The sequence below is a fragment of the Lacihabitans lacunae genome, assembly GCF_042649125.1.
GTDB classification, from domain to species: domain Bacteria; phylum Bacteroidota; class Bacteroidia; order Cytophagales; family Spirosomataceae; genus Leadbetterella; species Leadbetterella lacunae.
In genome coordinates this window covers 4245800-4260070 of record NZ_JBHRYQ010000001.1, presented here as the reverse complement: position 1 = coordinate 4260070, position 14271 = coordinate 4245800, and the positions used below count along the sequence as shown (strand labels likewise).

Genomic DNA, 14271 nt, shown 5'->3' with positions numbered 1-14271 from the left:
AATATAAGCCTTCTTAAAATATGCAATAATCGGACAAAATAAGGAAGGTTTTTTAACATAAAAATGGATCTTAAAGAAAAAACGGACGAAGAGCTTATTTCTCAAATTTTAGATACAAAATCAACTGACAGAAGACTTTGTCAGGAGGAGTTGTATGACAGATATATTAATAAAATATATGGTAAATGCCTATTGCTTTGCAAAGATCCAGAAGCTGCTAAAGACGTAACCCAAGATGTATTTATCATAGTTTTTACTAAGTTAAATACCTTTAGAGCCGATTCTCCATTCTTTGGGTGGATATATAAAATTCTGACTAACGTTTTTTTATGCGTTGAATATCAATTGATTATCACTTCGAGGTCTTCGCTTGTCAATCCAAATTTATCAATTTGTTTTTGAATTCTTTTGACCAAGCCTAGCTTTCTTTTTTGATCTAAAAACAAATAGCCTTCGGGGTTTATGTATCTTGTACCTTTTGTTACCATATTCCATACTATTACCGCCAATTTTCGTGCAGTAGCACTAATTGCTGATACTCTTCCTTTTTTAAAGTTTATTCTCTGAAAAAAATCTCTTAAAGGAGTTGAGTCTTTTAAATTCCCAATTGCATTCGCAGCGTTCCTTAAGGCTATTTTTAGTCGATTACTTCCTTTTGGAACCTTACTTGATATTATTTTACCACCAGTTTTCTTATTATTGGGAGCTAACCTTAACCAACTTGCAAACTGTTTGGCTGTTTGGAATTTCTTTATACCTTCTAAGCCAACTTCACTTATTAAATGCAGGATTGTTCCATGCGAAAAACCTTCAATTTCCATGAGGTCAACGCCTTCAAAATATTGGTAGCCTACTATGTTTAAATCTATGTTTTTGGGAGTATTTTTATTGATCCTTTTATGTGATTTTTTGTCAATATAATGTTGCCTTTTATTATCGTCTTGATCAATAATCTTATTCAGCATTTTCTCTATTTCTGTATCACAAGCTGTGATTTTTGTTTGAATGATTTTATACATATCAAGTTCTTGCTGAAGAGCAAATAAATAGTCCATTCTACCATTAGTTTCAAGAGCTTTAGCTATTTCAGCTTCTGATTTTCTACAGTTCCCATGTCTAAGCTCTGCTAGTTTTTCAGGTTTTGTTTCGCCTTTGCAAATTGCTTCTATTATTGCCATTCCTGTAAGTCCACATATGTCATTTACTACCACGTCCAGTCTCAAATTAAGAAGTCGCAGGTATTTTTGCATCTTCTTTTGAGTGCTTGCAGCCATGTCAAGTAAGTTGGCTCTGTGTCTGCAATAAGTCCGTAGTTGCTCGGTGGCTTCATCGGGCAGAAAACTACCTGATAAAAGACCAATACTGTGGAGTTTTTGAATCCAAGCACAGTCTTGAATGTCCGTTTTACGGCCTTTAATGTTTTTGGTAAATTTACCATTACACAAAATCACCTGAAAACCGCGATTTATCAAAACTGCATAAAGTGCCTGCCAATAAGTACCCGTGCTTTCCATGGCTACAGTGGTTACTTTGTTTTCGTCAAGCCAATCGGCAATGGACTGAAGGTCTTCATTAAAAACACCAAACTCTTTGATGTCTTTTTCTTTTTGACCTACTGAGACCCAATGAGAGCGGCTACCTATGTCAATTCCTGCGGCATTAGGATTGACAATTTCCATGGATAATGATTCAGTTTTTTGATCCATAAAATTTGAGTTTTAATTTAAAAAATACTCAAAGGGAGTGCTCTTTTGGAATAATAAATATTCTGAACGGGGTTTCGTATTCTGATAGTAACCGGAACAGAACCGCCACTTAAGTTATGACACACACTCCAACCAGGATTGCCCTCGTGCTATTACGCAACAGTTTAAAAATCGGCCTTGCAATGAGTTTTCAAATTTAAGGAATTGTTTCATAAGTGCTTCCACGTTAGCATACTAAGTTAATGGGCGAGGCTTATATGCTGGATTGCCTATAACGAAAGCCTCAAGTATTTAAATAAAAACAAAAAACTAATCAGGTCAGATGAGGATTTTGATCAGTTTGAAAATTTGCCTGAACCCGAAAAACCTGAGATTTCTAATGAGGAAAGATATACTAAGCTGAACCAAGCTTTTGAAAAACTCACTGAAATAAACAGAGCCGTAATGCTATTGAAATATAAAGAAGGCAAATCTATATTAGAAATAACCGAAATGCTGGAAATAGGCGAAAGTGCCGTAAAAATGCGAATAAAACGAAGTAAACTCTTTATTCAAAAAATATTAACAAGCAATTAAAATGAATAACGAAGAAGACGAGTATTTAATAAAATTCTTCAAGGAATTGGGAGAATCTAACCAAGCCCCTGATGAAATAAAAAAAGCGGTGTTTAGTCATTTAGATTCGTTCGAGTTGATAACCAACATGTTCGACCTCTTTACCATGAAATTTACCAATACTCAGTTAGACTTTATTGGGTCTTTAGAAAAAAAAGACGATAAAACGTGACTTTTCTGAAAACGAAGTCTCTTTTAAATATAAACTAAACAATTACCATAATGCAAGAAGTTACAAATTGGGGAAACTTATTCTATAATTCGATACAAGCTTTTGGTCAAAAAATGATGGGATCTGTACCTTATATCTTAGGTGCTATTTTAATTTTGGCAATAGGCTGGTTAATTGCTAAATCTGTAGCAGCAGGTATAAAAAAACTTTTAGAAATATCGCAATTTGACAAGTTGGCTCAAAAAGCCAAAGCACAAGAAATATTAGATAAAGCAAACATTAAACTTACGCCATCTGGCATAGTAAGCAAGTTTGTATATTGGATAGTTATGCTGCTGGTTATCACCTCAGCGGCTGATTCTTTAGGTTGGACTATCGTTTCAACTGAAATATCTAAACTGATGGCTTACTTACCTAAATTGTTTGTTGCAATCGTTATTTTTATTGTAGGCAGCACCATTGTTTCTATTATCAGAGACGTAATCAGAGGTGCTACAAGTTCCATGGGAATAGCTACTGGTAAATTTATTAGCGAATTCGTGTTTTACCTTTTATTTATAGTCGTTGTATTAACAGCATTAGCCCAAGCAGGCATAGATACAAGCATAATTACTTCTAATATGCTCCTTATTTTAGGTGCTATTTTAGTGACAGCCTCTATTTCATATGGATTTGCATCTAGAGACATCCTTTCTAATATTTTAGCTTCGTATTTCAACAAAAGGACTTTTCAAGTAGGACAACACATTGAAATAGGTAACCTAAAAGGTGAGATTGTACAGATCACAAACATCTCAGTATTTATAAAAGACGGAGGAAATATTGTAGTAATACCTAGCCAAAAACTAATTAATTCAGAAACAATCATTAAGGCTTAAACTGCTTTCTGCTTTTCTATCATTTTCACATTAATACAATAGTTTTCGCTCAATATTCTTATTGTGCTCAGGAAATTTATTGTCCAATTCTAAACAACAAAAAATGAAAAAAATTACATTTTTACTAACGATAGCAGTCTTGTTATCAACCAAATACAAAACTAATGCCCAAGTAAACGGCATAAGCTACACATTTGCTCCTACTGCAGAGTTTCAAAAACTTAGCGACAAGCAGGGTATCTCTGACGGATATTTTGTAGGTGGAAAAGTAGGTTTCGGCTTCGGGCAGTTTGTAGAATTAAAAGCCAACTATATGCAGTCGCTTAATCTCAAAAGAGACTTCTCTAAACTAGAAAATCTAGGATTTGATGCGGCTAACCTCAAAGACCAGTCTGTGGATATAACAAGATGGGGAGGAGAACTTAAAATAAACCTAAGCAACAAGGCTTTGGTGCCTTATTTGTCTGTGGGAACGGGTGTGCAAACCACCTCTACAGATAGTTCAAACTCTTTCAAAAACATCTACTTTACTGGCGGCGGTGGTATTCAGTTTAGTGCTGGAGACCGTTATACAATAGCCTTAGGTGTCAACAATAATTACATAAACACCTCGCCTGTAGCCAATTTATTAAATACCTCAGAAAGAAGAAACAATGGCTTAGCCGCCGCAGATTTCCCGCCTTCGAGACTTACTAACTTGTCTTACAATGCTTCCTTGATTTTATATTTAGGAGGAAAAAGAACTTCTGAATTTACAGATGTAGACAAAGCGTATTTGGAAACATTTTCGAATGGATTTAATGGCATCAGTTTACCTTTAGAAATATCTACAGGTCAAATAAACTTCGCAAAAGATTTAGGCCTTGAAAACACAAAGTTTATTGGAGTTTCGTCTGGATTTAACTTTGGTCAATATGTGGGCATTAGAGGATTTTACTGGAGAGCAAACGAAGATAAGTATTTCTCGCCTGTTCAAAGACTTGCCATTTATGGTATTGAAGGTAAGTTTAAATTAGCTAGTAATAATGGACTTAGCCCATACTTAAACGTAGGTGGTGGTAAAATTGACGCCTTAACTGGTTTCCAAGCCCCTACTGCAAGTACATTTAAAGACTCTCCTTTTGTGAGTGGTGGTATTGGACTTGACCTTCCGTTTTCTAAATATTTTAAGCTTTCTGCTTTTGCTAAGGCCATGCTTACATCTAATAACTTGTTAGAAAACTCACAGAAACCAGAAGATTTAAGTACTTCATGGGCGTATGGACTGACGGCAAACTTGGTTATTGGTAAAAAATCAAGAAACCTAGACAAGACCCTTAACTCTTCTTATGATGAAAGAATAGAGGAAGCACTTAATGTAGAAAAGAAAAAAACAGAAGTGCTAAAGTCAGAGTATGAACTGAAAATTGCAAACTTAGAAGAAGAAATGAAGGCCGCAATTGATAAAGGAGACAAAGACGAATTTATTGAAAAATCTACCGAGAAAAAAGCAGTTGAAAAGGCAGTTGAAAAACTTGACGATGTATTGGTTAAAGAAAACAAAGCCAACAATTACCCGCAAAACGGACAAGTAGCAAGCTGGGGCTTAACGCCTACCGAGTTTAGAAGCTCAATTAGCAATATCAAAATGACAATGGAAAGCGAAATGCAAAGCTTGAAAAATACAATTGAGAACAATCAAATGAAAACCTCAATGGAAATTCAGGAATTGAACTTCAAAATAGAAAGTATTAACATTGCTCTTAGAAGTATTGAGTCAAATCAAAAAGATGACGTTTTCGAAATAAAGTCGCAGCTAAATAGAGATTTATTAGATATCAAAAACAAATTGAACCTGATAGATCAAAAAACTAGCTCAACTACCACGATTATCAAAACTGAAGATGGTACGCTACAAGCAGTGGCTCAGGCTCCTACAGTAATAAACCAATCTCCAGCGGCTAATACGGCCTACCTGACTGATGATCAACTAAATGCAGTAGCAGAAAGAAACCAAAATACGGGCTTCTTTAGCAAGTTAAACTATTCGGGTGCTTCAGCTTTTGGTGGATTTAACTTGGGCGGCAACCCAACCGCAAACTTAGGTATGAGATGGCACTACCAATACCTAAAAAGTAGTTTCTACGTAGTTCCTGAAACATTTTTTGGATTCGGAAACCCTGCTTCGTTTGGTTTGTTTTTAAACGGTGTAAAAGAATTTAATATCAAAAAGGCTAACTCATTTACGCCATATATCGGTTTAGGTGGTGGTTTTTTGAAAATCGGAGAGAAAGGTGAAGATGTTATAAAATTAACCTCAAATATTATGATTGGTGCTAACTTATTTAAAGTAGCAGGCGGAAAATTCTACGTCGACATTTCGGGGCGTGGATTGTTTAAACACAATCAGTTTGTAGCCGGATACCGTTTACCATTCTAAAAAAAAACTAACCCTACCTATAACACAAGGCCATTCACGATGTATTTCGTGGGTGGCTTTTTTGATTTAGAAAAACCATTTCATAGATAGATGCAATATTAAAATCCAAAGGCAATAATAATTACTTAAATTACCACCTCGATTACACCTATTTTACCTAAGCTCATGAAAAAACTATTCCTGTTTTTAGTATTGATACTATTAAAAACACTGTCTTTTGGTCAAACCCAAATGCAGATGAACCAAACTGCGGCAAATGCATATAAAAAAGCAGACAAAGAGCTAAACGTGGCATACAAAACCATATTAAATCTTTACAAAACCGACAGTGTTTTTATTCAAAGTTTTAAGGAATCTCAGCGGATATGGGTAAAGTTTAGAGATGCCGAACTTAAAATGAAATATCCCGAAACTGAACCGGGTTTCTATGGCTCAGTATTGCCCATGTGCCAATCCGATTATTTAGAAAAACTTACCCTTGACAGAGTCAAAACCTTGCAAATTTGGATAAAAGGAGTAGAAGAAGGCGATGTTTGTTCGGGTTCAATCAGAATAAAAGACTAATATGAAAATAGAGCATTTGGCCATTTGGGTGAGCGATTTAGAGCTTACTAAGGCTTTTTATGAGAAATATTTCAATGCCACCGCAGGCGAAAAGTACCACAATCCGAATAAAAACTTCAGTTCGTATTTTTTGAGTTTCGAATCAGGCTGTAGGCTTGAGCTTATGCAAAAGCCCAATATTCCATCAGCCACAAAAGACGAAAACCACCAACACTTAGGCATCATACATTTTGCGGTGTCGGTAGGCTCCAAAACCGGAGTAGACCTACTAACCCAAACCCTACAAAACGACGGTTTTGAAGTCATAGGTCAACCCCGCACCACTGGCGACGGATACTACGAAAGCGTAGTTCTTGACCCCGAAGGTAATATGATTGAGATTACGGTTTAAGACTTATTTTGGACTGTAAACACGTTCTGCGTTTTTTATTATTTCGCCTTTGTCTAATGTCATTTTTTTAGTTTTTTGATTTAAAAAAAGCTCCATTTGATCGTCATAATGCGGACTCCCTTTTCGGTTTGATGCTCCATAGTTTATCACTGACTCAATCTCAGGCATTTTCCCTTTCTTGAATTTTACCAACTGAATATAAGACTCCCCTGCTGCACCTTTCCGTACGCCATTTTTATAAGGCACCGTATACATAGCAGCTAATACATCTGGTAAGCCAGGCAAAGCCAAAGCTTTATCTCCTCGCACCAAATTCTGAACCTCGCCCAAGGTCAGGTCCGTAGTTTTAAAATTCTTTAGCAATTCGGCCTTGGCTTCAGCCACGAGTTCAACTACCTGACTTTCAGTTAAAACCTGCGGTGTATTACCATATTTGTCATTTAACTTATACGCAAATGCAGAAAACATCGCCGCTCCTTTGTTGGCTATATCTGATTTCCTATCCCAGTTTTGTAGTTTCTCTATTTCGGCTTTTACAGCGGGGTAGTTTTGGGCATTTATACGGGTTAAAACATTAAAATCAACTGGAAAATAAAATTTAGCCGGATACTGCCCGTCATATTTTATCTTTTTAAAATCATCAAAACCTACTTTTTCATAACCATCTACCAACTCCTTAAACCGCATGCTTCGGTTATTGTCTGTCATTTCATATCCCATAGTTGGATCAAAATCTTTTGGATCGAGATTGTCTTTTTCTCCAGACGCTTTATAAACCGTATTGTTGGTATTGTACAAATATCCCGAACTTGGATTTACATATTGAGGTAAATCTTTAAACGAATGAAAACCAGTCCATAGTGTAGCACTTGTATCACCTGGCAATACCCCCAGCCATTCGTAATTGGGATTTCTTAGCGGAATTTTACCATTGCTTACATAAAATATAGTATCTGTATTGTCTGCATAAATGGTATTAAAACCAGGTATGGCCACCATTTCCATTGCTTTATAAAACTCCGAAAAATTGCGAGCTTTATTCATTCTATACCATTGCTCTATGCCCCTCACGTCTTGGTTTGCTCCCATTCTGATGGCGTATATCCCTTTATCGGTTTTTATAGTAGCACCATATTTACTCCAATACGCCTTCTTTTTTATAGGTATTTTCAAAAAGCCCATTTTAACTTTTAAAGGTACTTTTCTCACTTCTAAGGTTTCCCATTTGCCATCAAATTTGTATTCATTTGAAGTCGCGTCTTTCATAGTTAATTTATACACATCAATTTTGTCTTGGTGATTAACCGTGTGTGCCCAGCCTAAGTTTTCATTGGTACCATGAAAAACCGTACACCCACCCGGAAACAGCCCTCCGAGCATATTCCAGCCCTCTTCGCTTATTAAATGAGCCTCATACCAAGCCACGGGGCCTTCCAGCGGTTGATGAGAGTTTATGTTTAAATACGTAGCACCGTCGGTGGTTTTTGAAGAAGAAAAAGCAAAAGCATTAGAACCTTTAGGTAGCTGGGGCTCCCCTATTTTTCCATTAAAAATCTTTTGAATTTCTGCATCAGCACCCGATATAACCGCAAGCGAAAGCACCACAGACGAAAGGTAATCTTCTACATTTGCAGGGAAAGCTTTTTTAATAAAAACCTCCTTTGGATGAGCCAAAGCATAAGCATTCAGACCAGCCACATAGCCTTCTACCACTTTCCTGAAATCTGGCGAGAGGTCATTTAAATGTTGCTTTGCAGTTTCTTTGGTACGGAGCAAGCCAACCACATAGTCTATGGGTGCCCCTGCTTTACCTTTATATTGCCCCAACATTCCTTTTCCTGCCAAAACTGTTAGTTGAATGGTCTCAAAATCGTCTTCGGCGTGAGCCCAAGCCAAGCCATACGCAACCTGGGCGTCGGTTTTAGCAAAAATATGGGGAACTCCCCATTTGTCACGGGCAATCTGAATTTCGGAGGTGTTGATTTGTGCAAAAGCACCGATAGAACATACGAGCAGTAGGAGTATTTTCTTCATAAGGATGATTAAGTTAGGTGAATATACGCGATTTTGTTGACAAAAAAACACGAAATCAAAAAAGTCGCAACTACACAATTCAATTAATTAATAATCAATACTTTACAAAATGAAAATGTATAAATATTTTTTAAAAATTCTATTAAAAGGCCATTAAATAACTAAATTATCTGTGTCTTTTTGGTAAAAGCTACGTATCAATAGTATACAAAGCATAAACATTTAAACATATACAATCAATGAAAAAATCGATATCAGCAATTTTCGCATCTCTAATGTTATTCATATCCGTTCAATCTTTCGGACAAATGTCTGTAGAAGGAGTATTAGACAAAGTAACATCATTGGCTGGGAATTACAGCAACAACTCAGAAATCGCCACATTATTAGGTACCGGAGTTTCACTTTTAGAAAAAGAAGCTAACACCGGTAGCCCCGATTTAAAGTCAAAAATATTGAGCCAAGCAGGTGGTCTTAAAGCCTTGATTCCATTGGCATCTCAAGGCAAACTAAATGTAGGAAGCCTAAGCAAAATATTTAACACCATTAAAATGCTAATCGCAGCAAACAGACTAAAGTCTATGTTGGGAGGCGGAAAATCTAGTTTATTAGGCAAAGGATCGGCTATAACGAGCAACTTAAACTTATTGTCAAGCGGGTCATCAGTTTTAGGGTCAGGTGTACAGTCTCAGTTTTCTAAAATGTTAGGCTCAACTACAAAAAGTGTGGGTAAATTAGACAAAAAAGGTCTTTTCGGAAAATTAGCGGCCGGAGCCACTGAGAAAAAATTAGGTAAATTAGTGAGCTTAGTTTCTGGAGCTCTATAAGATTTAGAATCTGTAAATCTACAAATTGAGTCAAGTGAAAGCTTGGCTCTTTTTTTGTGTCTTATCCCAATTTTCATGATTATAATTTTACCACCAACTTATTATTTTACTGTAACAAATCACTCCGTTAGGCACTTTAAGCTATTTTCTAATATTATTATGCCTAAGCCAAATCCACTGCAATCGTTCCCATAAATATTCTTAGAATTCTTCTATTCTAAATCCAATAAATTCCATTTATTTGAGGTAAATTCAACCAAAATAGAATCAATCCGTTTATGCGATTTTTACTGGTAATGGGCAGTATTGTATTTAACCTGACCTTTTCTTTTGGTCAAAATACTTCTGGTATTACACAGAAACAAGATACTTCTTTTACCAAAACTCAAGCCTTAAAGTCAGCCATTGGGAAATTTCCCCATGTAAAACTTGCCCAAGTAAATTTCAATGACCTTCAAATCAATATTGAGAAGGATATCATTTATTCGAAAAATAATAATTTAGCCCTCGATATTTTTTCTCCAAAATCAAGTACAAAACCTCAAATTGGCATTTTACTGATTCACGGAGGCGGCTGGCGTTCGGGCGATAGGTCAAACCACCATGAAATGGCGGCAATTTTAGCTTCAAGAGGTTATGTGGTCCTAACTCCCGCATATAGACTATCAACGCACGCCCTGTATCCAGCTGCCGTAACTGACTTAAAAACAAGCATTAAATACATGCGGGCAAATGCGAAAGCCTTTAACATTGACCCAAACAAAATAGCCGCAGTAGGTTTTTCGGCAGGTGGGCAACTTGCCGCACTAATGGGCAGCACCTCAAACGAAAAATTCTTTGAATCAGAAACTGAATACCCCGCCATTTCTGCTAAAATAAACGCTGTAGTAGACATTGACGGAATTTTAGCTTTCATCCACCCCGAGTCTGGAGAAGGCGATGATACTAAAAATACCTCAGCGGCAACCCATTGGTTCGGTTATTTAAAAACAGAAAACCCCACTCTTTGGCAACAAGCAAGTGCCCTTAATCATGTGTCAGCGGGCGATCCCCCCATTTTATTTTTAAATAGTAGCCAAAGCAGAATGCACGCTGGCAGAGAAGATATGATTTTAAAAATGAACGCATTGGGCATACACTCAGAAGTTTATACTTTTAATGGAGCCCCGCATTCGTTTTGTATGTTAGACAAGTGGTTTTTGCCTACGGTAAATAGAATAGACGCATTTTTAGACGAAAATTTAGAAAAATGAAGAAATTCTTACTTTACATATTGCCCCTTATCATTATCACTTTTTACCAGGCGAAAGGCCAATTTAATTCGGAGCAACCAAATCTAAGGTCCCGGGCGTTTTTTACTGAAAACCAAGCCGTTACAGAGCATGCAATTTTGGCCTCAAAATATGCCAACATAAGCCAATGGGAACAAAGAGCTGAATTAATCAAAAAAGGAATTAGAGAAGGGGCAGAAATAACCTCCATCACCTCAGGATCGCTTATAAATGCCACTTTTCATAGCAAAAAGACTTTTGAAGGCTACACCGTAGAAAATGTTTTTTTTGAAAGTCTCCCAGGCATATATGTCTCTGGAAATCTATATAAACCTGCTGAGATTAAGGGTAAATTACCCGCCGTTTTGAGTCCGCACGGCCATGGTACTGACCCTCGATTTGGAGCCTCAGCACAACACAGATGTGCCTCATTGGCCCGTATGGGTACAGTGGTATTTATATATGACATGGTGGGCGTGGGCGATATGCATCAGTGCGAACATAAAATATCAAAAGCACTGAAATTACAAACCATCAATAGCATACGGGCATTGGACTTTTTGTGCGGGCTTCCTGAAGTAGACACTACAAAAATAGCCGTAACAGGCGAGTCTGGGGGTGGCACCCAAACCTTTTTGTTAGCAGCCATAGATACTCGCGTAAAAGTGTCAATTCCGGTGGTGATGGTCTCGGGCTACTTCTTTGGAGGTTGTGTTTGCGAAAGCGGCATGCCAATTCATAAAAGAGGCAGCCACGCAACTACCAATGTAGAAATTGCTGCGTGTTTTGCTCCGAAATCGCAATTGTTAATTTCGGATGGAGACGACTGGACCAAACATACACCCGAACTTGAATTTCCGCATATTCAGCGTATTTATGGTTTTTACAATGCCAAAAACAAGGTAAAAAATGTACATCTTGCACAAGAGAAACACGATTATGGAATTTCGAAGAGAAAAGCCATGTATGCATTTTTAGCAAAAGAATTTGATTTAGACCTTATATTAAGTAATGAAACCAAAAACACAATTTTAGAAAAAGAAAAATTAGAAGTATACACTTCTGAATATCCTTTGCCCGCCAATGCGGTACAAGGAAACGAACAAATATTAACTATTTTAAATAACATAAAATGAACACATTAGTAAAAGACAGTGATCTTGATTGGGAAGACCTTGGGGGCGGAATAAAGCGAAAAATAATGGCTCATGACCCAAACATGATGATTGTAAAAGTTGCTTTTGAAAAAGGCGGCGTTGGGGCAGTTCACAAGCACCCACACACGCAGGCAAGTTTTGTACACAGCGGCACTTTCGAAATCACAATCGGTGATGAAATGAAGGTTTTAAAAGGCGGAGATGTATATTTTATCCCCTCAGATATATTGCATGGAGCCGTGTGTTTAGAAGACGGCGTTTTAGTTGATGTATTCAATCCTTTAAGAGAAGATTTTTTGCCAAAATAAAGATTTAATTACGATGAAAATGAAAAATGTTTTAGTGGCTATACTTTTATGTAGCACCCATTTATTTGCTCAAACGCCATATTCTATTCAGATGACGGACTCGTTTATGAGTTGGTACCCAGACTCAATAGTAGTGAAACCCCGAACTACCTCTACTTGGGACTACGAACAAGGCCTTATGCTAAAAGCAATAGACAAAGTATGGAGACGCACGGCAGATCCAAAGTATTTTAATTACATACACAAAGACCTCAACAGGTTTGTGGAAGCCAATGGCGATAAACACACCTACAAATACGACGATTTTAATCTTGACAATATTTCTACAGGAAGGGCACTTTTGACCCTATATCAGCAAAGTTTACCTGGTAAAGAAAAGTTTAAATTGGCTGCAGATGAACTTTGGAAGCAGCTAGAAAATCAACCTAAAACAGATGAAGGTGGATATTGGCACAAAAAAAGATATCCATACCAAATGTGGTTAGATGGCCTTTTTATGGCGGAACCTTTTTCGGCAGAATACGCAAAAATGTTTAATTACCCTGAACATTTTGACCATATAGCAAAACAGTTTGCCCTAATAGAAAAATATGCGGTGGACCCAGTTACGGGTTTGATATACCATGGCTACGACGAAAAAAAGGAACAAAAATGGGCCAATAAAGAAACCGGACTTTCGCCTCATTTCTGGGGTAGAGCTATTGGTTGGTACGCCATGGCTTTGGTAGAAGTGCTAGACTATTTCCCTGAAAACCACCCGGAAAGACAAAACCTCATTAACTATCTAAACAGACTTGCTCCTGCTTTGGTAAAATATCAAGATGCTAACTCGGGGGTTTGGTATCAAATGACAGCACTGGGCAATAAAGAAGGTAACTACCTAGAGGCTTCGGAGTCGTGTATGTTTGTGTTTGCATTAGCCAAAGGCGTTAGAAAAGGCTATTTGCCTGCTTCGTATTTTGGTGCTGCAAAAAAAGGATATGAAGGCATTTTAAAAGAATTTATTGAAAAAGAGCCGAATGGCACTATTAGTTTAAACAAAACCGTGAGCGTAGGCGGCCTCGGTGGAAGCCCATACCGCGACGGCTCATACGAATATTACTTAAGTGAACCTATTCGTAAAAATGACTTAAAAGGTGTTGGTCCATTTATTTTTGCCTCGGTAGAAATGGAATTAGCAGCCGAAGGTTTTCCTGCAAAAGGCCAAAAAGTAGGTTTAGACTATCACTTTAACAGAGAATTCAGAAAAGGATTTGATGGCAAAACAGAGCAATTTCACTATACTTGGGAAGACACCCAGCACTCAGGTTTCCTGTGGTTTGGTAGTATTTTTGAAAACATGGGAGCGGAAACAGTAGCCATAAAAGGCAACCCAACAAAAGCCAACCTCAAGGATTTAGATGTTTATATCATTGTAGATCCAGATACAAAAAAGGAGACAGAGCTTCCGAATTTTATTGAAAAAAATGACATTAAAAATATTGCCAAATGGGTTAAAAAAGGAGGAACGCTATTGGTAATGGCAAACGACACCGCCAACTGCGAAATACCGCATACAAACGAACTCATAAAAAAGTTTGGCATTAGTTTTACTAACAAAAGCCGAAACATGGTACAAGGAAACCAATATGAGCAAGGTAAACTCCTGATAGCAAGCGGTAATCCTGTTTTTCCAAATACTAAAAAAGTATACGTTAAAGAACTCGTAACCTTACACTTAGATAAGCCTAATGCGACTTCGGTAGTAGAAGAAGGCGGCGATGTAATCATTGCGACTGCCACATACGGCAAAGGAAAGGTTTTGGTAATAGGCGACCCTTGGCTATATAACGAATATGTGGATGCTCGAAAAATACCAACCGAATACCAGAACTTCCAGGCGGCTAAGGATTTAGCACACTGGCTACTAAAAAAATAAGCGACCAATTT

14 protein-coding genes are annotated in these 14271 nt (G+C 37.3%); 12 read left to right on the top strand and 2 right to left on the bottom strand.

What is annotated here, in order from left to right:
* The first annotated feature begins 63 nt into the window (after positions 1 to 63).
* On the top strand, positions 64 to 402 hold the full coding sequence (locus ACFOOI_RS18310) for an RNA polymerase sigma factor (RefSeq protein WP_379839504.1): 339 nt from the start codon (positions 64 to 66) through the stop codon (positions 400 to 402).
* On the opposite strand, the gene ACFOOI_RS18305 is transcribed toward ACFOOI_RS18310, so the two are convergent.
* Positions 342 to 1706, bottom strand: coding sequence for an IS110 family transposase (locus tag ACFOOI_RS18305; RefSeq protein WP_379834224.1), 1365 nt, complete (start codon positions 1704 to 1706; stop codon positions 342 to 344). The two genes, ACFOOI_RS18310 and ACFOOI_RS18305, sit on opposite strands and share 61 nt — an antisense overlap.
* 255 nt (positions 1707 to 1961) lie before the next feature.
* On the opposite strand from ACFOOI_RS18305, the gene ACFOOI_RS18300 reads away from it, so the two are divergent.
* From ACFOOI_RS18300 to ACFOOI_RS18275, 6 genes are all read left to right on the top strand, one after another.
* Positions 1962 to 2282 carry an RNA polymerase sigma factor gene (locus ACFOOI_RS18300; protein ID WP_379840230.1) on the top strand — a complete coding sequence of 107 codons (321 nt, stop codon included), beginning with the start codon at positions 1962 to 1964 and terminating at the stop codon, positions 2280 to 2282.
* A gap of 1 nt (position 2283) precedes the next feature.
* Positions 2284 to 2493, top strand: a complete 210-nt coding sequence (locus tag ACFOOI_RS18295; protein WP_379839502.1) for a hypothetical protein — start codon at positions 2284 to 2286, stop codon at positions 2491 to 2493.
* A 50-nt stretch (positions 2494 to 2543) separates the two neighbouring features.
* Positions 2544 to 3371, top strand: coding sequence for a mechanosensitive ion channel family protein (locus tag ACFOOI_RS18290; RefSeq protein ID WP_379839501.1), 828 nt, complete (start codon positions 2544 to 2546; stop codon positions 3369 to 3371).
* A gap of 103 nt (positions 3372 to 3474) precedes the next feature.
* On the top strand, positions 3475 to 5790 hold the full coding sequence (locus tag ACFOOI_RS18285) for a hypothetical protein (protein WP_379839500.1): 2316 nt from the start codon (positions 3475 to 3477) through the stop codon (positions 5788 to 5790).
* 165 nt (positions 5791 to 5955) lie between these two features.
* Entirely contained in the window at positions 5956 to 6354 is a 399-nt protein-coding gene (locus ACFOOI_RS18280; RefSeq protein WP_379839499.1) for a lysozyme inhibitor LprI family protein, read from the top strand.
* Position 6355: 1 nt separating this feature from the next.
* Positions 6356 to 6745: a VOC family protein gene (locus ACFOOI_RS18275; RefSeq protein WP_379839498.1), complete on the top strand. Its 390-nt coding sequence runs from the start codon at positions 6356 to 6358 to the stop codon at positions 6743 to 6745.
* A 3-nt stretch (positions 6746 to 6748) separates the two neighbouring features.
* Here the strand turns inward: ACFOOI_RS18275 and ACFOOI_RS18270 are convergent, their stop codons facing one another.
* The gene (locus ACFOOI_RS18270) at positions 6749 to 8779 is read right to left on the bottom strand and encodes a penicillin acylase family protein (RefSeq protein WP_379839497.1); all 2031 of its coding nucleotides are present in this window, start codon (positions 8777 to 8779) and stop codon (positions 6749 to 6751) included.
* A gap of 239 nt (positions 8780 to 9018) precedes the next feature.
* Here ACFOOI_RS18270 and ACFOOI_RS18265 point away from each other — a divergent pair, with 239 nt between their 5' ends.
* The 5 genes from ACFOOI_RS18265 (at position 9019) to ACFOOI_RS18245 (ending at position 14260) form a co-directional block, all read left to right on the top strand.
* The gene (locus tag ACFOOI_RS18265) at positions 9019 to 9606 is read left to right on the top strand and encodes a hypothetical protein (protein WP_379839496.1); all 588 of its coding nucleotides are present in this window, start codon (positions 9019 to 9021) and stop codon (positions 9604 to 9606) included.
* 278 nt (positions 9607 to 9884) lie between these two features.
* Positions 9885 to 10859 (top strand): alpha/beta hydrolase fold domain-containing protein, encoded by a 975-nt coding sequence (locus ACFOOI_RS18260; RefSeq protein WP_379839494.1) that lies wholly within the window; start codon positions 9885 to 9887, stop codon positions 10857 to 10859.
* Entirely contained in the window at positions 10856 to 12013 is a 1158-nt protein-coding gene (locus ACFOOI_RS18255; RefSeq protein ID WP_379839493.1) for an alpha/beta hydrolase, read from the top strand. Before ACFOOI_RS18260 ends, ACFOOI_RS18255 begins: the two co-directional genes overlap by 4 nt.
* Entirely contained in the window at positions 12010 to 12342 is a 333-nt protein-coding gene (locus ACFOOI_RS18250; protein ID WP_379839492.1) for a cupin domain-containing protein, read from the top strand. Before ACFOOI_RS18255 ends, ACFOOI_RS18250 begins: the two co-directional genes overlap by 4 nt.
* 19 nt (positions 12343 to 12361) lie before the next feature.
* Positions 12362 to 14260 carry a glycoside hydrolase family 88 protein gene (locus ACFOOI_RS18245; RefSeq protein WP_379839491.1) on the top strand — a complete coding sequence of 633 codons (1899 nt, stop codon included), beginning with the start codon at positions 12362 to 12364 and terminating at the stop codon, positions 14258 to 14260.
* Positions 14261 to 14271: the final 11 nt, after the last annotated feature.

Excerpts from the sequence above, each read along its gene's own strand:
- ACFOOI_RS18250 (WP_379839492.1), top strand. The coding sequence starts at position 12,010 with ATGAACACATTAGTAAAAGACAGTGATCTTGATTGGGAAGACCTTGGG.
- ACFOOI_RS18305 (WP_379834224.1), bottom strand. The coding sequence starts at position 1,706 with ATGGATCAAAAAACTGAATCATTATCCATGGAAATTGTCAATCCTAAT.
- ACFOOI_RS18270 (WP_379839497.1), bottom strand. The coding sequence starts at position 8,779 with ATGAAGAAAATACTCCTACTGCTCGTATGTTCTATCGGTGCTTTTGCA.
- ACFOOI_RS18255 (WP_379839493.1), top strand. The coding sequence starts at position 10,856 with ATGAAGAAATTCTTACTTTACATATTGCCCCTTATCATTATCACTTTT.
- ACFOOI_RS18295 (WP_379839502.1), top strand. The coding sequence starts at position 2,284 with ATGAATAACGAAGAAGACGAGTATTTAATAAAATTCTTCAAGGAATTG.
- ACFOOI_RS18260 (WP_379839494.1), top strand. The coding sequence starts at position 9,885 with ATGCGATTTTTACTGGTAATGGGCAGTATTGTATTTAACCTGACCTTT.
- ACFOOI_RS18310 (WP_379839504.1), top strand. The coding sequence starts at position 64 with ATGGATCTTAAAGAAAAAACGGACGAAGAGCTTATTTCTCAAATTTTA.
- ACFOOI_RS18245 (WP_379839491.1), top strand. The coding sequence starts at position 12,362 with ATGAAAAATGTTTTAGTGGCTATACTTTTATGTAGCACCCATTTATTT.
- ACFOOI_RS18275 (WP_379839498.1), top strand. The coding sequence starts at position 6,356 with ATGAAAATAGAGCATTTGGCCATTTGGGTGAGCGATTTAGAGCTTACT.
- ACFOOI_RS18280 (WP_379839499.1), top strand. The coding sequence starts at position 5,956 with ATGAAAAAACTATTCCTGTTTTTAGTATTGATACTATTAAAAACACTG.
- ACFOOI_RS18265 (WP_379839496.1), top strand. The coding sequence starts at position 9,019 with ATGAAAAAATCGATATCAGCAATTTTCGCATCTCTAATGTTATTCATA.
- ACFOOI_RS18290 (WP_379839501.1), top strand. The coding sequence starts at position 2,544 with ATGCAAGAAGTTACAAATTGGGGAAACTTATTCTATAATTCGATACAA.
- ACFOOI_RS18285 (WP_379839500.1), top strand. The coding sequence starts at position 3,475 with ATGAAAAAAATTACATTTTTACTAACGATAGCAGTCTTGTTATCAACC.